This is a genomic window from Planctomonas sp. JC2975 (assembly GCF_012985205.1).
Lineage (GTDB): Bacteria > Actinomycetota > Actinomycetes > Actinomycetales > Microbacteriaceae > Humibacter.
In genome coordinates, this window is record NZ_JABEKS010000001.1 from 532130 (window position 1) to 550751 (window position 18622).

At 67.5% G+C, this 18622-nt stretch carries 19 protein-coding genes; 3 read left to right on the forward strand and 16 right to left on the reverse strand.

Annotated features, from left to right (window positions below):
* Positions 1-61: 61 nt before the first annotated feature.
* Positions 62-766 (reverse strand): DsbA family oxidoreductase, encoded by a 705-nt coding sequence (locus tag HII28_RS02540; RefSeq protein WP_170023981.1) that lies wholly within the window; start codon positions 764-766, stop codon positions 62-64.
* 52 nt (positions 767-818) lie between these two features.
* Here HII28_RS02540 and HII28_RS02545 point away from each other — a divergent pair, with 52 nt between their 5' ends.
* The gene (locus HII28_RS02545; protein WP_346769152.1) at positions 819-1430 is read left to right on the forward strand and encodes an AAA family ATPase; all 612 of its coding nucleotides are present in this window, start codon (positions 819-821) and stop codon (positions 1428-1430) included.
* Between the two features lie 88 nt (positions 1431-1518).
* A complete protein-coding gene (locus tag HII28_RS02550) occupies positions 1519-2799 on the forward strand; it encodes an alpha-L-fucosidase (protein WP_170023982.1) in 1281 nt (426 codons plus the stop codon).
* Between the two features lie 30 nt (positions 2800-2829).
* Here HII28_RS02550 and HII28_RS02555 read toward each other — a convergent pair whose 3' ends face one another.
* Both HII28_RS02555 and recO read right to left on the reverse strand, forming a co-directional pair.
* Positions 2830-3642, reverse strand: coding sequence for an isoprenyl transferase (locus tag HII28_RS02555; RefSeq protein ID WP_170023983.1), 813 nt, complete (start codon positions 3640-3642; stop codon positions 2830-2832).
* Entirely contained in the window at positions 3639-4391 is a 753-nt protein-coding gene (gene recO / locus HII28_RS02560; RefSeq protein ID WP_170023984.1) for a DNA repair protein RecO, read from the reverse strand. The genes HII28_RS02555 and recO overlap by 4 nt, the downstream gene beginning before the upstream one ends.
* Positions 4392-4496: 105 nt before the next feature.
* Between recO and HII28_RS02565 the strand changes: the two genes are divergently transcribed.
* On the forward strand, positions 4497-5279 hold the full coding sequence (locus HII28_RS02565; protein WP_170023985.1) for a TRIC cation channel family protein: 783 nt from the start codon (positions 4497-4499) through the stop codon (positions 5277-5279).
* Positions 5280-5370: 91 nt separating this feature from the next.
* Here HII28_RS02565 and HII28_RS02570 read toward each other — a convergent pair whose 3' ends face one another.
* The 13 genes from HII28_RS02570 to HII28_RS02630 all read right to left on the reverse strand — a co-directional run bounded on the left by HII28_RS02570 (position 5371) and on the right by HII28_RS02630 (position 18530).
* Positions 5371-6195, reverse strand: a complete 825-nt coding sequence (locus tag HII28_RS02570; RefSeq protein WP_170023986.1) for an aminoglycoside 3'-phosphotransferase — start codon at positions 6193-6195, stop codon at positions 5371-5373.
* A complete protein-coding gene (leuA, locus tag HII28_RS02575) occupies positions 6196-7959 on the reverse strand; it encodes a 2-isopropylmalate synthase (protein ID WP_170023987.1) in 1764 nt (587 codons plus the stop codon).
* A gap of 177 nt (positions 7960-8136) precedes the next feature.
* Entirely contained in the window at positions 8137-9003 is an 867-nt protein-coding gene (locus HII28_RS02580) for a fumarylacetoacetate hydrolase family protein (RefSeq protein ID WP_170023988.1), read from the reverse strand.
* A gap of 67 nt (positions 9004-9070) precedes the next feature.
* On the reverse strand, positions 9071-9835 hold the full coding sequence (locus HII28_RS02585) for an alpha/beta fold hydrolase (RefSeq protein ID WP_205864543.1): 765 nt from the start codon (positions 9833-9835) through the stop codon (positions 9071-9073).
* A gap of 63 nt (positions 9836-9898) precedes the next feature.
* Positions 9899-11239 carry an ABC transporter permease gene (locus tag HII28_RS02590; RefSeq protein ID WP_170023989.1) on the reverse strand — a complete coding sequence of 447 codons (1341 nt, stop codon included), beginning with the start codon at positions 11237-11239 and terminating at the stop codon, positions 9899-9901.
* Positions 11240-11349: 110 nt separating this feature from the next.
* Positions 11350-12120, reverse strand: a complete 771-nt coding sequence (locus tag HII28_RS02595; protein ID WP_170023990.1) for an ABC transporter ATP-binding protein — start codon at positions 12118-12120, stop codon at positions 11350-11352.
* Between the two features lie 151 nt (positions 12121-12271).
* The gene (locus HII28_RS02600; RefSeq protein ID WP_346769153.1) at positions 12272-12928 is read right to left on the reverse strand and encodes a response regulator transcription factor; all 657 of its coding nucleotides are present in this window, start codon (positions 12926-12928) and stop codon (positions 12272-12274) included.
* Positions 12925-14121, reverse strand: a complete 1197-nt coding sequence (locus HII28_RS02605) for a histidine kinase (RefSeq protein ID WP_170023991.1) — start codon at positions 14119-14121, stop codon at positions 12925-12927. The genes HII28_RS02600 and HII28_RS02605 overlap by 4 nt, the downstream gene beginning before the upstream one ends.
* A gap of 132 nt (positions 14122-14253) precedes the next feature.
* Positions 14254-15198, reverse strand: coding sequence for a GTPase Era (gene era / locus HII28_RS02610; RefSeq protein WP_170023992.1), 945 nt, complete (start codon positions 15196-15198; stop codon positions 14254-14256).
* A complete protein-coding gene (locus tag HII28_RS02615) occupies positions 15195-16559 on the reverse strand; it encodes a hemolysin family protein (protein WP_170023993.1) in 1365 nt (454 codons plus the stop codon). The genes era and HII28_RS02615 overlap by 4 nt, the downstream gene beginning before the upstream one ends.
* 10 nt (positions 16560-16569) lie before the next feature.
* On the reverse strand, positions 16570-17031 hold the full coding sequence (gene ybeY / locus HII28_RS02620; RefSeq protein ID WP_170023994.1) for an rRNA maturation RNase YbeY: 462 nt from the start codon (positions 17029-17031) through the stop codon (positions 16570-16572).
* A 67-nt stretch (positions 17032-17098) separates the two neighbouring features.
* Positions 17099-18103, reverse strand: coding sequence for a PhoH family protein (locus tag HII28_RS02625; RefSeq protein ID WP_170025915.1), 1005 nt, complete (start codon positions 18101-18103; stop codon positions 17099-17101).
* Between the two features lie 70 nt (positions 18104-18173).
* Positions 18174-18530, reverse strand: a complete 357-nt coding sequence (locus HII28_RS02630; protein WP_170023995.1) for an HIT domain-containing protein — start codon at positions 18528-18530, stop codon at positions 18174-18176.
* Between the last annotated feature and the right edge of the window lie 92 nt (positions 18531-18622).

Here is an 18622-nt window from a genome sequence, read left to right on the forward strand (position 1 = left end):
ACGGCGCACACGTCGCCGTCGCAAACGACGGCATTCGGGTCGCCGAGCGGCTTCAACCCGCTCATGCTCCGGCCACGACCGAGTCGTCAGCAGCAGCATCCGCTTCGGAGCCCCGTTCGTCCCACACCTGCTCGAGGACCTGTGCGAACGTCGTCGCCTCCTGTGCGCCGGAGACGCCGTACTTGCCGTCGATCACGAAGAACGGAACTCCGTTGATGCCGTACTCCTGAGCGTTCGCCTGATCCTCGCGGACTGCCGAGAGGAACTCGTCGCGCTCGAGCGCTCCACGCGCCTCCTCGCGGTCGAGTCCGATCTCTGCTGCGTAGTCGGCGAGGTCGTCGATGCGTCCGACGTGGCCGCCCTCGGTGAAGTACGCCTTCAGCAGGCGTTCCTTCATCTCGATCTGCTTGCCGTGCGCCTTCGCATAGTGGATCAGTTGGTGGGCCTTGACGGTGTTCGTGTGCTGCATGGCAGGAAAGTCGTAGTCCAGGCCGACCTGCTGGGCGATGCCGCTCACGCGCTCGAGCATCTGCCCGGCCTGCTCGGGGCTGATGCCCTTGTGCTGCGCAAGGTAGTCGGCCTCGTTGCCCTCGAAGTCGACGGGGGTGTCCGGCGAGAGTTCGAACGAGTGATACTCCACCTCGACGCTGCGGCCCTCGCCGGATCCGGCGAAGAGTCCGGCCCCCGCCTCGAACTTGCGCTTGCCGATGTAGCACCACGGGCAGGCCACGTCGGACCAGATGTCAATCTTGATGGGATCACTCACGAAGGGTCCAACCGCGCGCGGTGACGGCCTATTCCGTTGATAGCATCCAGTGGTGCTCGGTCCGGACGATCCGCTGCCCGCCGTGCGCCGCGTGCTGGTCGCCGGTGTGACCGGATCGGGAAAGACCACTCTGGCCCGCCGTCTGGGCGCCGAATGGCGGCTTCGGCACATCGAGATCGACGCGCTGTTCCATGGCCCGCAGTGGACGCCACGGCCAGAATTCCTCGACGACGTCCGTGAGTTCGCCGCCGAGGAACGCTGGATCACCGAGTGGCAGTACTGGAGTCAGGGCACCGATGCCCTCCTCGCACCACGAGCGGATCTGGTCGTCTGGCTCGACTATCCGTACCGAGTGGTCCGATCTCGACTCATCCGGAGAACGTTGCGCCGGAGCATCTTGCGGACCGAACTGTGGAACGGCAACGTCGAACCGCCCATCTGGAAGTGGTTCTCGAAGCCGGAAGACGAGGACATCCTGCGCTGGCAGACCGCGACGCTCCAGAAGTGGCGCGAGCGGATGCCGGACATCGAGCGTCTCTACCCGCATCTGATGATCGTGCGGTTGCGTCATCCGCGGGAGACGAAGCGGTGGCTCCATACTCATCGATCCGATGATTCCCTGATTGCGAAGCCATCGACGCCGGAATCCGGGCGTCTCCACTGATGAAACATCCGATGAATGAGCTAGCGTGGAATGCAGACGCCGCCGCCCATCGAACGCGACGCCCGACCGCCATGGAGGATTCAGCTCGATGTCCGATTCCACTCTCGACTGGTTCGTCCACGACCGGTTCGGTCTCTTCGTGCACTGGGGACTGTATTCGCTCGGCGCACGCCACGAGTGGCTGATGAACAGGGAGCGCATCCAGGTCGCGGACTACGAGAAGTACGCCCGCCACTTCGAGCCGGACCTCTACGACCCGGCACAGTGGGCTGCGCAGGCGAAGCAGGCGGGAATGAAGTACGTCGTTCTCACGACCAAGCATCACGAGGGCTTCTGCCTCTGGGACTCCAAGCTCACCGACTACACCGTGATGAACACGCCGTACGGCAAGGACGCCGTTCGCGAGTACGTCGAAGCCATTCGCTCCGCCGGCCTCAAGGTCGGCTTTTACCACTCTCTGATCGACTGGCACCACCCGGACTTCCCGATCGACGGCCACCATCCCCGTCGTGACGACCCCAACGCGGTGGCGCAGAACGAGCACCGTGACATCGCGCGCTATCGCGAGTACCTGCACGGCCAGGTACGCGAGCTTCTCACGGAGTACGGGCAGATCGACTATCTCTTCTTCGACTTCTCGTACGAGCACAGCGACCACGACGAGATCTGGGGTGGAAAGGGCGCCGCCGCCTGGCGATCGGAGGAACTGCTCGCACTGGTGCGTGAGCTCCAGCCCGGCATCCTCGTGAACGATCGACTCGGCATTCCAGGCGACTTCGTGACCCCCGAGCAGTACCAGCCCACCGCTCCGATGGAGGTCGACGGGGTGCGCGTTCCCTGGGAGGCCTGCCAGACGATCAACGGCAGCTGGGGCTACTACCGGGACAACCACAACGACAAGTCCGCCGACATGCTCGTTCGAATGCTCATCGACGGCGTCTCCAAGAACGGCAACCTGCTTCTGAACGTGGGCCCGACGGGTCGCGGAGACCTGGACCCGACGGCGTCGGCGACGCTGGAGGGTATCGGCACGTGGATGCGACGCCACTCGCGGTCCATCTACGGCGCGGGGCCGAGCGACTTCACTCCTCCTGCGGATGTCCGCTACACCCAGCGCGGCGACCGGCTCTACGCCCACCTCTTCGCGTGGCCGTTCGAGAACCTGCACCTGCCAGGCCTCGCGGGCAAGGTCGAGTACGCCCAGCTGTTGAACGACGCGTCAGAGCTCGGCATGAGGGTGATCGATCCATCGCTCCGAGCGCAGAACACGGGCATCGGCGGTCAGCCGGAGGGAACCCTGACCATCACGCTGCCGGTGATGCGACCAGCCGTGATCGTGCCCGTCGTCGAGCTCTTCCTCCGCGACTGACGCAAAGACGGGCCCGAACTCGGACCCGGATCAGACGTCATCGTCCCCTGGCGCGTCCACCGCACCGCCGAAGCGACGGTTGCGGGACGCGTACAAAGTGATCGCCCGCCACAGATCCGTGCGGGAGAAGTCCGGCCACAGGGTGTCGAGGAACACCATCTCCGCGTAGGCGCTCTGCCAGAGCATGAAATTGCTGGTGCGCTGCTCCCCGGAACTGCGCACGAAGAGATCCACGTCGGGAAGGTCCGGCAGGTAGAGGTGCCGCTGGATGGTCTTCTCCGTGACGGCCGACGGCCGCAGCCTGCCGGCCGCCACCTCCGCGGCGATGTCCCGCACGGCATCCGCCAGCTCGTTGCGTCCTCCGTAGTTGACGCACATCGTCAGCGTGAGCACGTCGTTGCCGGCCGTAAGTCGTTCCGCGAACTGCAGCTCCTTGATGACGGATGTCCACAGCCGGGGCTTCCGACCTGCCCACCTGACGCGCACCCCCCATTCGTTCAACTGGTCACGTCTGCGGTGCAGCACGTCTCTGTTGAACCCCATGAGGAATCGCACCTCATCGGGCGATCGCCGCCAATTCTCGGTGGAGAACGCGTACACGCTGAGGTGCTTCACGCCGATCTGGATCGCTCCTGCGACCACATCGAGCAGCACGGCCTCCCCCGCCTTGTGCCCCTCGATGCGCGTCAGCCCCTGACGGTTGGCCCAGCGGCCGTTCCCGTCCATGACGAGTGCGACGTGGCCCGGCACGGCGGATGACGGCAGCTCGGGCGGGTAGATCCCCGTCCAGTCGACGGGACGATACTCGACGGCGTCCTTGTGCGTGTACGGCTTCGGGGTCATGCACTGGCTCCGGTCTGCTGGGAAGATTCGCGCGACACGTACGGCAGGGACCGCAGGCCTCGCTCGAGGTGCCACTGGGTGTAGGCGGCGACGATGCCACTCGCCTTGTCGCGGGTGGCGGCATCCGTGGCCTCCGCTGCCGCCCAGTCTCCACGTAGGAGCGCGGAGAGCAGTTCGATCACCTCGCGTCCGACACGTGGCGCGCCGGGCGGCGCACAATCGGCGCACACGACTCCGCCGAGCTGCACGACGATGGCGGAGTGCTCGCCGACCGTCCCGCACCGCGAGCAGGTGTCGAAGCTGGGCGCCCATCCTGCGATGGACAGCGCGCGCAGCAGGTACGAGTCGAGGGTGAGGGATGCCTCGTGCTCGTTCCGTGACAACGATCGCAGCGCGCCGATCAACAGCAGATATTGCTGAGGGGATCCCTCGGCCTCCGTGAGCCTGTCTGCAGTCTCGACCATGGCGTTGGCGGACGTGAAGCTCGCGTAGTCCATCGCGATCGGCGCCCCGTAGGCGCCAAGGGATTCCGCCTGCGTCACGATGTCGAGGCTGCGACCCTCGTACAGCTGCACGTCTGCCACCATGAACGGTTCCAGCCGTGCGCCGAACTTCGAGGCGGTGCGCCGTACGCCTTTCGCGACGGCACGCACCTTGCCGTGTCCACGGGTCAGCAGCGTGACGATCCGGTCGGCTTCGCCCAGCTTGTGGGTGCGCAGCACGACGGCTTCATCACGGTAAACGGGCACCCGTCGATTATCCCGCGTGCACCCGACGTCCCGTGTCCGGCCGTCCGGACGGATCCGTTCCCGCGCCTCACGGGACGCAGCATCCCGCGTGGTAGAAACTGAGCCATGACCTCGACGTTCAGTCTCCCGCTGTGGGCGGAGCTCGTCGCGGTCGCCGTCGGCAGTGTGCAGGGGGCGGCCTATGCATCCGGATTCCGCGACCGTCGCATCGACCTGCTCGGCGTCGCCATCATCGGGGCCGTCACGGGACTCGGCGGTGGCGCGCTCCGCGACATCCTGCTCGCCACCGGGCTGGTGGCGCTGCAGACCAACTGGTACCTGCCGGTCGCGGTGCTCTCCGCCCTGGCCGGGATGCTCCTGGCACGACTGTTCCACCGCATCGACTGGACGATCACCATCCTCGACGCACTCACGATCGGACTCTTCGGCGCGATCGGCGCCACCAAGGCGCTCTCGATGGGGCTGCCGGGCGTGCCCGCCGTCTTCGTGGGCGTGGTCTCCGCTGTCGGTGGGTCGATCTTGCGCGACATCCTGCTCGGCACGCCGATCGGCGTCATGCACGTCGGATCTCTCTACGCTGTGGCCGCGGGAGCCGGGACCACCGTACTCGTCGTCGGCGTCGAGCTCGGCCTTCCGATCGCACCCGCGTCGATCGCCTGCACCGTCGTCACGATGGCCGTGCGACTGCTCGCAGTGCGGTTCGGATGGAGCCTGCCGGAGCAGCGCACGCTCTCCCTTCGGCGGCCGCGCATCAGCTTCGCACGTCTCGGCCGCAGAGGGCCGGATGCCCGCACCGCTTCCCCGCGCACTGGCAGCATCCCCACCTACCGCGAGGTGAAGCGCACGGACGACACCGAGCCCCCCGAGTCGGGTCCCGCCCCGTTCTGATCTCGCCGTTCGGGCGGATACCTTCTGTCCGCGCTGTTACGAAAGGTCAGTCCGACACGATCCACGTCGACAGGATCCAACTCGACAGGACTCAGGTGGCGTCCCAGAGAGCGCGGTAGAACGCGATTCGCTCCGCGTCGGGACGCACGCCGTACGACTCGTAGTACAGGTCCGTGTAGCCGGGGCCGTAGTTCCACTCGGTGCTCCAAGCGCCGATCGCGATGTCCGCCCAGCGATCCGCGACGCCGAGACGCCCCAGGTCGACGTAGCCGGCCACCGTGCCGTCGTCGGCCAGTAACGTGTTCGGGGCACAGGCATCCGCGTGGCACACGACGAGCCGGTCGATGGACGGCGCGGGTCCCAGCACGTCGAGCGCGGCGACGCGCTCCGCGATGCCTTCGGATCTGCTGCGCGCGATGCGGTCGGAGACGGACCACGAGTACGGGCATCCCTCGACAGGAACCGCGTCGTGGAACGCGCGGAGACCACTGCCCAGCGCACGCACCGCGCGCTCCGGATCTGCTCGCCAGCGCTCGGTCACGGCGTTCGCTCCGGAAAGCCCTCGCGTCACGAGCACCTCGCCGTCATCGTCGACGCGAAAATCGAGGACGATCGGCACCCGGACGAATGTGGCCGCCCAGGCAAGGCGCTCGGCCTCCGCCTCGAGATCGAGCTCACTGTTCGGAGGCGCCCACTTGGCGAAGACGATGTCGTCGCCAACGCGCGCCCGCACCGTGACGCCGCCCACCTCGTTGACCCACGTGACCTCATCGATGTCGTCCCCGAACCGCCTCGTGAGCGGTTCGGGGACGGCGAACGACGCGTCAGGCGTGCCGGAGAACGCGCGCACGTCGTGCGACCCCGCAGGCGTCCCCGAGTCCGGGACGACGTCGGCGGGAACCGATTCCCCCGTCATTCAGACGGAAGCGAGCTGGCGGGAGCCGACACCGCCGACGCGCACGGCGCGATTGACGGCAGACACGATGGCCTTCAGTGATGCCGCGACCGTGTCGGCGTCGATCCCGACGCCCCACAGCCGCTGGTCTCCGACCTGCAGCTCGACGTACGACGCGGCCTGGGCGTCGCCGCCCTCCGACATCGTGTGCTCGACGTAGTCGTAAAGGGACACGTCGATGCCACGGTCAGCGAGCAGCGTGAGGAACGCATTGATCGGACCGTTGCCACCGGCCTCTGCCCACTGCACGCCGTCGCCGTCGCGGAGCTGGACGCGCAGGTTGACCGTGCCGTCCGCATCCTTCGTGGTCGCAGTGGACTGCACCTCGAAGCGGCCCCACTTCTCGGTCTGCTCGACGTTCGGCAGGTACTCGTCGGTGAAGATCGCCCAGAGCGCATCGCTCGTGACCTCGCCGCCCTCGGCATCCGTCTTCGCCTGCACCACACCGGAGAACTCGATCTGCAGCTTGCGAGGCAGGTCGAGCGAGTGGTCGGTCTTCAGCAGGTAGGCGACGCCGCCCTTGCCGGACTGGGAGTTGACGCGGATGACCGCCTCGTAGCTCCGGCCGAGATCCTTGGGGTCGACGGGCAGGTACGGAACGGCCCACACGATCTCGTCGATCTCCGCCCCCTCGTCGCTCGCCCGCGCCGCCATGGCCTCGAAGCCCTTCTTGATGGCGTCCTGGTGGGATCCGCTGAATGCCGTGAACACGAGATCCCCGGCCCACGGGTGACGCTCGTTCACAGGCAACTGGTTGCAGTACTCGACGGTGCGCTTGATGCCGTCGATGTCGCTGAAGTCGATCTGCGGGTCGATGCCCTGCGTGAACAGGTTGACACCGAGCGCGACGATGTCGACGTTGCCGGTGCGCTCTCCGTTGCCGAACAGGCATCCCTCGATGCGGTCGGCACCCGCCATGTAACCGAGCTCCGCGGCGGCGATCGCGGTGCCGCGGTCGTTGTGTGGGTGCAGGGACAGGATGACGTTCTCGCGGTGGTTCAGGTGGCGGGACATCCACTCGATTGAGTCGGCGTACACGTTCGGGGTGGCCATCTCGACTGTTGCCGGCAGATTGATGATGACGTTGCGCTCGGGCGTCGGAGCGAAGATCTCGAGCACCTGGTTGCAGATGTCGGCCGCGAACTCCAGCTCGGTTCCCGTGTAGCTCTCCGGCGAGTACTCGTAGTAGACCGTCGTGCCGGGAACGCTGGATTCCATCTCGACGCACTTGCGAGCGCCGTGCAGCGCGATGTCGACGATGCCCTGCTGGTCGGTGCGGAACACCACTTCACGCTGCAGAACGCTCGTGGAGTTGTAGAGGTGCACGATCGCCTGCTTGGAGCCCTTGATGGCCTCGTAGGTGCGCTCGATGAGGTGGTCCCTCGCCTGCGTCAGTACCTGGATGGTGACGTCGTCGGGAATGGCGCCCGTCTCGATCAGGCTGCGGACGAAGTCGAAATCGGTCTGGCTAGCGCTCGGGAAGCCGACCTCGATCTCCTTGTAGCCCATGCGCACGAGCAGATCGAACATGATGCGCTTGCGCTCGGGGCTCATCGGATCGATCAACGCCTGGTTGCCGTCGCGCAGGTCGACGGCGCACCAGCGCGGCGCCTTGGAGATGCGGGCGTCTGGCCACGTGCGGTCCGGCAGGTCGACGCGGATCTGCTCGTGGAACGGTCGGTACCGGTGGATCGGCATCGACGACGGCTGCTGGGTGTTCTTCATGGTCTTCTCTACTTCTCGTTCTCGCGATGGGTTGTCAGCCGACGACGAACTCCGCGACGAGGAAGGCCGAGAGAACTAGGCCTCGTCGCGGCAGCTAAGAAGGAGCAGGCCGGAGCGCACGTCGTTCAGACTACACCCGGCGACGTGTGCACTTGCCTGCGCCGTGGAGCCCCGAGGTCACGCCTTGGCCACGAAACGCTGCCGGATGCTGCCCAGTCCCTCGATCTCGCTGGTCACGGTCTGCCCGGCCTCGAGGTAGACCCTGGGGTTGCGGCCGAGGCCGACGCCATCCGGCGTACCCGTGAAGATCACGTCGCCAGGGAGCAGTTCGACCAGCGCGGACAGACGAGCGACGAGCGTGGGAATGGGGAAGATCATGTGCCTGGTCCGGCCGTTCTGCAGCACCTCTGTCGTGCCGTCCGCACGCGTCAGGGTGCAGCCGATGGCCAGGTCGGAGCGGTCGGATCCCTGCGCCAGCTCGTCGAGGGTGACCACGGCCGGCCCGATGGGAGCGAAGTTCTTCAGGGACTTGCCGATCGAGAACTGCGAGGGGTCGCCCCAGAACTGCACGGTGCGGTCGCTGATGTCCTGTCCGATCGTGAGGCCGGCGATGTGGTCCCAGGCGTCCGACTCGGCGATGTCGCGGCCGCCCTTGCCGATCACGGCCACCAGCTCGACCTCCCAGTCCACGGTGTCGCCCGTGAGCTCGACGTCGACATCGGCCCCGGCGAAGCTCGAGACGAACTTGGTGAAGACCATCGGGTTCTCCGGGACGCTGAGCCCGGACTCCCCCGCGTGGCTGGCGTAGTTGAGACCGATCGCGAAGACCTGCGGCGGACGCGGGACCGCAGGGCCGAGCTGTCGTGCGTCGTACGCGACGCCCTCGGAGGCATCCTGGGTCGCAGCCCACGCCACGAAGTCGTCCCACACTTCGTAGACGGCTTGCGGATGCGAGGCGAAACGCCCCGCGCTGGCGCTCTCCACATCGAGGGCACGGTCGTCGGTGAGGAGGACGAGACGTCCGGAGAGGTTTGCGATACGCAACGCAGCCTGCTTTCGTGTCGAAGAGGAAGGGACGGAAACATCGGATGTCTCCGGCCGTTCTTGAACTCTAGCGCGTGAGGAAGTCGCGGATGCTCACGCCCAGTGCCCGGTCAGTCACGGCGCTCATGTGATTGCCGGGGATCTCGACGTAGCGGGCGAGCGGCATCGCATCCGCAAGTTCGGCACCGGATCCGAGTCCGTGGTCGTCGGCGCCGATCACGACGAGCGTTGGCGTCGTGATCTCGGCGAGCTCCGCCTCTGTCGCGCCGACCGAGGTGTCCAGAACGAGCCGCAGTGCAACGGGATCCCCGTCGTTCGTCTTGAGGAACGCCTCCGACCGCCACTCCGCGCTCCCGCGTCGGTGACTGCCGAGCCCCTCGAACACGCCGCGGTAGAACTCGTTGCGCTTGTCCACCTCGGTGATGCCGGCGAGCCCCATGCCGGCGACGACCGCGCGGCCGGGATCGGCGCCGCGCACCAGCATCCGCACCGTCGTGCGCGCCCCCAGAGAGTAGCCGCCGAGGTCGTAGTCCGTCAGGCCGAGGTGATCGATCAGGGCGAAGGCGTCGTCGGCGAGCACGTCTCGCGTGTACCGCTGGGGTTCGTGGGACCTGTCGCTGCCGCCGTGCGCGCGCAGATCGGGCATGATCACCCGGAACCCGGCCTCGGCGAGAATGTCGGCCGTGCCGTACCTGACCCAGTTGACGTATCCCGTGGAGAAGAATCCGTGGATGAGCACGAGCGGATGTCCTTCGCCGAGTTCGCGGTACGCCATGGTCGCGCCATCGGCGGCGGGAAAGTGGTTCAGCGGCAGATCCGGACGACGAGGCACCTCACCAGGGTAGACGCGCGTGCGCTCGGTCTCGTCGAGCCGGACATCCGCACCGCGACAGCTCTATTCGGTCGCCATGGCATCGACCGGTGAGACCCGCACTGCACGACGTGCGGCGACTGCGGATGCCAGGGCGGCCAACACGATCCCACCCGCGGCGATGACCGCGACGACACTCCACGGGATGTCGAGTGCGATGAGCCCGTGCACGGCGCTGCCCATCAGCGACTGAGCGGCCGCCCATCCGTAGATGCAGCCAAGGACGAAGCCGAACAGGAGCGCGGTGATCGTGACATGGCCGCTCTCGATCGCGATCATGCCTCGAAGCTGGCCGCGGCTGAAGCCGAGCGAGCGGAGCAGGCCGAGCTCTCTGGTGCGCTGGAGCACGCCCATCAGCATCGTGTTCACGAGACCGACGCCGGCGATCAGGGCGGAGAATCCGATCAGTCCGGTCAGCACCCAGAGAGCGACTGTCACCGACTGGTCGAGCATCGCCAGGTCGGCGGACGAGTGGTCGAATCGCGCCGTGACGGCGTCACGGAACCCGGTGAGCGCGACGGCGAACGTCGTGACGAGCGTGACGCCGATGACGAGTGCGATGCTGCTGCGGGCGCTGCGCTCCGGATACCTGCCGACTCCGGCGACAGCGATGCGTCCGGCCGGCCCTCCGCGCCAGAGACGTCCGACCACACGCAGCATCGGCGGCATGATCCGTCCGGCGCCGAGCACGATGCCGGTGAACGACAGCACCCCGCCGAGGAACGCGATGAGAAGTCCGGCGGGGCTGATGAGCCCGGCGAAGGCACCCAGTGCGAGGAGCATCCCTCCGATCACTATCAGGGCGACCATGCCGGCGGAGGCGATTCGCGCGCGTCGCCGTGGCGCATCCTGCACCGCGGCGACGGCCGTCGCCTCCAGGGGACTCACCGTCGTGACGCCGCGGCATCCGATCCACGCCGCCCACCACGTCGTCAGCACGACGACCACGGCGGGCAACACGGCGAACGGCGTGTCGAGCGAGTAGTCCGCTGCTGGCAGCCAGCCGCCGGCGATCCCCGATCGCACCACGAGCAGTGCCACGAGCAGACCGACCAGCGCGCCGACGACCGCCCCGATGACGCCCGCCCCGAGGCCCTCGAGCGCGACCGCGCGGCGCACTTCCCTGCCTTCGGCACCCACCAGTCGCAGCAACGCGATCGAGCGGCGACGGCCGGCGATGACGGCTCCGAACGCGTTGATGGTCACCACGCAGCCGACATAGACGGCCACCGCCAGGAACACGGATGCGACCACGCTCAGGCCGATTCCGATCTTGTCAGAGGCGGCATCCGCGCCGGTCGCGCCGACAACGCCGGAGACCACGACGACCGATTCGACGAGGATCGTGCCGAAGAGACTCGTCATCGCCCCGACCACGAGCGTCGACGCATGGTCGCGTCGGCGACCGGTCCGAAGTGCGGTTCCTCGGCGTGCGCCACGCGATGGTGCGGCGGCGGCGGGCAGTGCCGTCCCCGTCACGCGCTCGCCCCTGCCGACTCCACACCGAGCATGATGCGCGACACGTCTTCGGCGGATGCCCGGCCCAGGTCGTCGACGACCCGACCATCGGCCAGCACCAGGATCCGATCGGCGAAGCTCGCCGCGACCGGATCGTGCGTGACCATCGCGATGCTCTGTCCGTGCACGCTCGAGGCCTCCGCGAGCAGCGCAAGCACCTCGCGTCCCGTTCGGGAGTCGAGGTTGCCCGTCGGTTCGTCTGCGAAGATCACGCTCGGCCGGGTGGCCAGGGCGCGTGCGATCGCCACGCGCTGCTGCTGTCCGCCCGAGAGCTCGTGCGGACGATGCCCGAGGCGGTCCGTCAAACCCAGGGTGTCCACGAGCTGTGCGATCCAGGCCTCGTCTTCGGCGCTCGAACGTCGTCCGTCGAGCTCGAACGGGAGGCGGATGTTCGCCAGCACGTCGAGCACAGGCACGAGGTTGAACGACTGGAACACGAATCCGGCGGCTCGGCGCCTGACCCGCGTGAGCTCGCGGTCGCCGAGCCCGCTCAGCTCGGCGTCGCCGAGCCAGACGCGGCCGTCGGTCGGCGAATCCAGTCCGGCCATCATGTGCATGAGCGTCGACTTGCCGGATCCGCTGGCGCCGATGATGGCGGTGAACTGGCCCGCGCGCAGGCCGACCGAGACGTCGTCGAGCGCTGTGACCGCGCTGGCTCCGCTGCCGTAAATCTTGGTGAGGCCCGCGACGCGCGCGGCCAGTCCCATGTCGGACGAAGTGATCTCCATGACCACCGACGCTACGGGCGGCGATGGGGCTAGGCATCCGGCGGCGGAGGCATCCGTTGTCCACCTCAGGGATGACATCCGGCGACCGGTCGTGGCGGAGCCTCGAGACAGGCGAGCAGGCCCGCTGGCCAGCCGAACCGTCGGAACGGCTCTACTCGACCAGTCCGTTCTCGTACGCGAAGGCGACCAGCTGCACGCGGTCCCGCAGGCTGAGCTTCGCGAGCACGCGAGAGATGTGCGTCTTCACCGTGGCCTCGGACAGGTACTCGTGCTCGGCGATCTCCGAATTGCTGAGCGCCCTGGCTGCGAGATCGAAGATCTGGCGCTCCCTGGCCGTGAGGGCCTGGAGCTCGACGGGCGCGCGCCGCGGCTCCTGCGCCGTGAACTGTTCGAGAAGCCGTCGCGTTGCGGAGGCCGCGATCACGGCGTTGCCCGCGTGCACCGTGCGAATGGCCGCGAGCAGGAACTCCGGATCGGCATCCTTCAGCACGAACCCGCTCGCCCCGGCTTGGATGGCGCGCGCTGCGCTCTCGTCCACGTCGAACGTCGTCAGAACCAGAACGCGCGGCGTGGAACCGAGGCCCAGCTCGACGATCCGGGCTGTGGCCGCCACGCCGTCGAGTTCGGGCATGCGGATGTCCATGAGCAGCACGTCCGGACGCGCCGAGGAGGCGAGCTGCACGGCCTCGAGGCCGTTGGACGCCTCACCGGCGAACTCAAGATCCGCCTGGGACTCGATCAACATGCGCACGCCCGCGCGGAACAGCGCCTGATCGTCCACCAGTCCGACTCGGATCCGTTCGCTCACGACACAGCCTTTCCCGCCGGTGCGATCGGCAGCACGGCATTCACCTCGTACATTCCGCTCATCATGCCGCCGGCCGAGAGGCTGCCGCCCGCCAGTGCAGCACGCTCGCGCATGCCTGGAACACCGTGCCCGGCAGGCGGCGTTCCGTCCGCAGCGACAGTCGGCGCCCCCTCCCTTCGCACGACGTTGCGCACCCGCAGGTGCACTCCTTCCGACTCCCACAGCACGTCGAGATCGACGGTCTCGGTCGGCTCGCCGTGCCGGAGCGCGTTCGTCAGCGCCTCCTGCAGGATGCGGTAGGCGGCCATACCCGTTCCCTGCAGCAACGGCACCGGCGTGCCGCTCGTGGACTCCGCGATGTGCAGGCCTGCGCGGCGCATGCCCGCCACCAACGCCGGGAGGTCGTCGAGCGAGGGCTGCGGCCCGTCCGGCACCTCTTGGCGTAGCTGTGTCAGGAGCAGCCGAACCTCGATGAGGGCCGAACGTGCGGTCGAGGAGATGGTGGCCAGAGCATCCGATTGCACCTGCGGGCTGCCGGCTCCGGCATAGCGGGCGCCGTCGGCCTGGGCGATGACGACGGCCAGCGAGTGGGCGACGACGTCGTGCATGTCGCGTGCGATGCTCGTTCGCTCTTGCTCGATCGCGGACTCGTATGCCGCGCGCTGGGCTGCGACCGCCGCCTGCACCCTCGTCTCGCGCGACTGCCGCACGGTGCGCGCCAGCAGGCCGAGCGTCCAGCTCAGTCCGAAGAGGGTGATCATGCCGATGCTCAGGGCGAACAGCGTGACCAGGGTGTGCGAGACACCACCGACGGGGTTGAAATACGAATCGCGCGACGCAAGTGTCAGGTAGAGGGCGGCGATGACACCGCCGCCGACCGCGGACGCCAGTCCCAGCCAGCGCACCGTGCGGCCGCCGTACGCGGCTGTCGCGTACGCAACGCCGAGCACGGCGACATCCGCCACGGTCGCGGGCAGGAGTGTGATCATCTGCAGCAGCGCAGCACCCCACACCCCGGCGAGGGCGATCGCAGGTGACAGCCGGCGCACGGCCAGCGCGCCGCACATCAGAAGCACGACCACCGGACCGGCGAGCGGCGATTCGGCCGCTGCGCTCCAGATCGAGACCAGCAGGAGCAGGCTCGCCACGACGATGTCGTAGATGAGCTGAGCTCTGCTGATGGAACGGATCACCCGTCAACGGTACGCGGTGCAGGCGTCCGACCACGGGCGATCGGAACCGAATCATCCTGCAGACGGATGCCTGTGCATCCGCAGCAGCATCTGCCGCGGCGCGTCAATGGCTCGCTGCCTGCAACGGCGGCCTCAGAACCCGAGGCGCCCCAGCTGCTTCGGATCCCGCTGCCACTCCTTGGCCACCTTCACGCGGATCGACAGGAACACCTTGCCTCCGACGAGCGGCTCGATCTGCTTGCGTGCGCTCTCCCCGATCGCCCGAAGACGCGAGCCGCCCTTGCCGATCACGATCGCCTTCTGGCTGTCCCGCTCGACGAAGAGGTTCGCGTAGATCTCCGTGATCGGCTTGTCTTCCCGCTCGACAATGTCGTCGATTGTGACGGCCAGCGAGTGCGGCAGCTCGTCGCGCACGTCCTCCAGCACCGACTCCCTGATGTACTCCGCGATGCGGTCCTCGAGCTGTTCGTCCGTGATCGTGTCGTCCGGATACAGCTGCGGCGACGAGGGCAGCAGCGCGATCAGCTCATCGACGAGCTCGTCGAGCTGGTGGCCGCGCACGGCGGACAGCGGGATGATCAGATCCCACTCCCGCAGTTCGGACACCGCCACCAGCTGATCCGCGACGGCCGCCTTGGACGCGATGTCGGTCTTCGTGACGATCGCGACCTTCTTCGCTCGCGGATAATCGTCGAGCCGTTCGTTGATGAAGCGGTCTCCCGGGCCGATCTTCTCGTCGGCGGGCACGCAGAATCCGATCACGTCGACGTCGCCGAGGGTGGACTGCACGAGTGAGTTGAGCCGCTCGCCGAGGAGTGTGCGCGGTCGGTGCATGCCCGGGGTGTCCACGACGATGAGCTGGCCGTCCGGCCGATTGACGATGCCACGGATGGCACGCCGTGTGGTCTGCGGCTTGGAGCTCGTGATGGCGACCTTTTCGCCGACGAGGGCGTTCATCAGCGTCGACTTGCCCACATTGGGCCGGCCGACGAAGGAGACGAAGCCCGCACGGAATACCGGTTCCTGCACGGCCTCGCCGCCTGCCGGATCGTCCTTCGGTCGCTTCTGCCTGCTCATCGGTCGTGTCCTCTCCCTCGGCCGCCCGCCTGGGCGGGGACGGGTCCGGTGTGGTGTTCGCTCGAGCTGCGTTCGCGACCGTCGGCGGACACCGCGCCGAGGTCGAACAGTGTCGTGTCCCGTCGCGCGACAACCGTGCTGATCCGACGCGAGCGTCCTTCCGAGCGCTCGGCGGTGAGCAACAGGCCGTCCACCGTCGCGACGGATCCCTCGACAGGGAGCCTTCCGAGCGCCTTCGCCAGGAGCCCGCCGACGGAGTCGACGTCGTCGTCGTCGAGTTCCAGTCCGAAGAGGTCGCCCAGTTCGTCGACAGCGAGCCGCGCGCTCACGCGATACGTGTCATCCCCGAGGGGCTCGACGAGCGGAACCTCGTGGTCGTACTCGTCCGAGATGTCACCGACGAGCTCCTCGATCAGGTCTTCCAGCGTGACGAGCCCTGCGATCCCGCCGTATTCGTCCACCACCATGGCGAGATGGTTGGACTCCAGCTGCATCTGTCGCAGCAGCGCGTCGACGTTCTTCGACTCCGGCACGAAGAGCGCAGTACGCGCGAGCTCCGCGATACCGGCCACGTCGACGTCGAGCGGTCGCTCGTACGCCTGCTTGGCAACGTCGCGCAGGTACAGGATGCCGAGCACCTCGTCGGCGTCGTCGCCCACAACCGGCATGCGCGAGACGCCCTTGGCGAGGAAGAGGCTCATCGCGCCGGCGACCGTCGCATCCGAATCCACCGTGATCATGTCGGTGCGCGGGATCATCACCTCGCGCACCAGCGTCTCGTTGAACTCGAAGATCGAATGGATCAGCTCCCGGTCGTCCTCCTCGAGGACGTCGAGCTCAGCCGCTTCGTCCACAATGCTGAGCAGCTGCTCCTCGTTCACGACGGCAGCCGAACGTGCCCGTGACGGAGTCACGCGGTTGCCCAGCTCGACGAGGCCTCGCGCGATGGGCCCGATGAGCACGCGGATGCCGTGCACGAGCCACGCGGTCCCCGCCAGCAATCCCTTCGCGTGCGCTCTGCCGACGCTGCGCGGGCTGGTCCCGACGAGCACGAAGGACGCACCCGTCATGATCGCCGCCGAGAGGATCAGCGCCAGCCACCACTGAGGGAAGATGCTCGCGAACGCGAGGGTGACGAGCACCGCTGCCGTCGTCTCCGCGATGATGCGGCTGAAGCTCACCGCGTTCAGGTGCGCGCCGGGATCGGCGGCGATCGCCTCCAGGGAACGCCGGAATCGCGACGTCTGCGCCAGCTCTGCGATGTCCGCGCGGGACTGCACGGAGATCGCCGCGTCGACCGCGGCCATGAGCCCGCCGAACGCCACCAGCAGCAGCGCGATGACGAAGAACAGCGCGATCACGGCCCGCCGCCTATCGTCGGCGTTCGGCGACCGCGAAGCCCACCAGGATGTCGCGCTGAATGGCGAACATCTCGCGCTCCTCCTCGGGCTCGGCGTGGTCGAATCCGAGCAGGTGGAGGATGCCGTGCGCCGTCAGCAACTTGAGCTCGTCCATCAGGTCGTGTCCGGCGGTCTCCGCCTGGGCTCCTGCCACCTGCGGGCACAGCACGACATCGCCGAGCAGGCCGGCAGGCGTCGGCTCGTCCTCGGTTCCCGGACGCAGCTCGTCCATCGGGAAGCTGAGCACGTCCGTCGGCCCCGGCTCGTCCATCCACTGAACGTGCAGCTGCTCCATCGCCGCCTCGTCGACGAGCAGGATCGCCAGCTCCGCCTCGGTGGAGACGTGCATCATGTCGAGCGCGTACGCGGCGAGACGCTGAAGAGCCGCTTCGTCGACCTCGATCGCCGACTCGTTGTTGACTTCGATGCTCACGGTGTCCTGCTCGTTCTCATTCGGATGGCTGCTGATCTCGGTATTCGGCGGGAGCTGCGTCGACGCCTCATCGGCGCTTCGGGAGATGGTCGCGTGGCGCTCCGGCTCTGCGCTCGGCGCGGTTGGCGAACTCCCTGGCCTGCTCGCGTTCGAAATGGTCGGCCTGCTTGCGCGCGTCGTACTCGGTGTAGGCATCCACGATCCGTCCCACGAGGGTGTGCCGCACGACATCGTCGCTGGTGAGGCGGGTGAAATGAATGTCGTCGATCCCGTCGAGCACGCGCGTCACCAACCGCAGCCCGCTGGCGGCGTTCGGCAGGTCGATCTGCGTGATGTCGCCGGTGATCACCATGCGGGAGCCGAACCCGAGGCGCGTCAGGAACATCTTCATCTGCTCGGGCGTGGTGTTCTGCGCCTCGTCGAGCACGATGAACGAGTCGTTGAGCGTGCGACCGCGCATGTAGGCCAGCGGGGCGACCTCGATGGTGCCGCTGGCGAGCAGCTTGGGCACAAGCTCCGGGTCGAGCATCTCGTTGAGTGCATCGTAGAGCGGGCGCAGATACGGATCGATCTTGTCGGTCAGGGTGCCCGGCAGGTAGCCGAGTCGCTCGCCGGCCTCTATCGCAGGGCGCGACAGGATGATCCGGTTGACCTCCTTGCGCTGCAGAGCCTGAACGGCCTTCGCCATGGCCAGGTAGGTCTTGCCGGTCCCAGCTGGGCCGATCCCGAACACGATCGTGTTCTGGTCGATGGCGTCTATGTACTGCTTCTGTCCGAGGGTCTTGGGACGGATGGCCTTGCCCCGGGTGGTCAGGATGACCTGCCCCAGCACGTCCGCCGGCCGCGTTCCGCTCTCGATGATGCGAGCGGAGCTCGCCACCTCGACCGGGCTGAGGTCCTGTCCCTCGCGCACCATGATCAGCAATTCCTCCACGAGTCTGCGTGCGGATTCCACCTGTTCCGGGTCACCGGTGATGGAGATGTCGTTTCCCCGCACGTGCACGTCGACCAGCGGGTACTGCTTCTCGAGAGTCGTCAGAAGTCTGTCCTGGGCGCCGAGCAGCCGCACCATGGCCACGCCGTCGACGTGCAGGCGGGCTTCCGCGCCCTCTGACGCGACGCCGGACGGCGCCTGCGCCTCATCACTTCGAGCCAAGGGTTCCTTCCGCAAGACCTCCTGCGAGCACGTGGGCGTGCACGTGGAAGACCGATTGCCCGGCGTTCTCACCGGTATTGAAGACGAGGCGGAACTGTCCGTCAGCATGCTCGTCGGCTATCAGCTTCGCCACCTTCACGAGGTGCGCGAGCAGAGCAGGGTCGGCGGCAGCCAATTCGACCACGTTGCCGAACGCGGCAGTCTTGGGCACGACGACCACGTGCACGGGAGCCTGCGGCGCGATGTCGTTGAACGCGATCACGCGGTCGTCCTCGTACACGACATCGGCGGGGATCTCCCGGTCGATGATGCGCGTGAAGATGCTCGGTTCGGTCTGCGTCATGGCGTCCATTCTACGAAGAGCGGCCCGCTCGGGCCCGGTGGACGGGTGCGGGTTCGCCGTAGGCGTGACGGCGACAGGTGCCGCACGACGAC

What these genes read in the sequence shown, in the direction of transcription:
- HII28_RS02590 (WP_170023989.1), bottom strand. Translation starts at nt 11,239, where the DNA reads ATGACGAGTCTCTTCGGCACGATCCTCGTCGAATCGGTCGTCGTGGTC.
- HII28_RS02570 (WP_170023986.1), bottom strand. Translation starts at nt 6,195, where the DNA reads ATGACGGGGGAATCGGTTCCCGCCGACGTCGTCCCGGACTCGGGGACG.
- leuA (WP_170023987.1), bottom strand. Translation starts at nt 7,959, where the DNA reads ATGAAGAACACCCAGCAGCCGTCGTCGATGCCGATCCACCGGTACCGA.
- era (WP_170023992.1), bottom strand. Translation starts at nt 15,198, where the DNA reads ATGAGCAGGCAGAAGCGACCGAAGGACGATCCGGCAGGCGGCGAGGCC.
- HII28_RS02550 (WP_170023982.1), top strand. Translation starts at nt 1,519, where the DNA reads ATGTCCGATTCCACTCTCGACTGGTTCGTCCACGACCGGTTCGGTCTC.
- HII28_RS02565 (WP_170023985.1), top strand. Translation starts at nt 4,497, where the DNA reads ATGACCTCGACGTTCAGTCTCCCGCTGTGGGCGGAGCTCGTCGCGGTC.
- HII28_RS02630 (WP_170023995.1), bottom strand. Translation starts at nt 18,530, where the DNA reads ATGACGCAGACCGAACCGAGCATCTTCACGCGCATCATCGACCGGGAG.
- HII28_RS02555 (WP_170023983.1), bottom strand. Translation starts at nt 3,642, where the DNA reads ATGACCCCGAAGCCGTACACGCACAAGGACGCCGTCGAGTATCGTCCC.
- HII28_RS02595 (WP_170023990.1), bottom strand. Translation starts at nt 12,120, where the DNA reads ATGGAGATCACTTCGTCCGACATGGGACTGGCCGCGCGCGTCGCGGGC.
- HII28_RS02625 (WP_170025915.1), bottom strand. Translation starts at nt 18,103, where the DNA reads ATGGTGCGGCTGCTCGGCGCCCAGGACAGACTTCTGACGACTCTCGAG.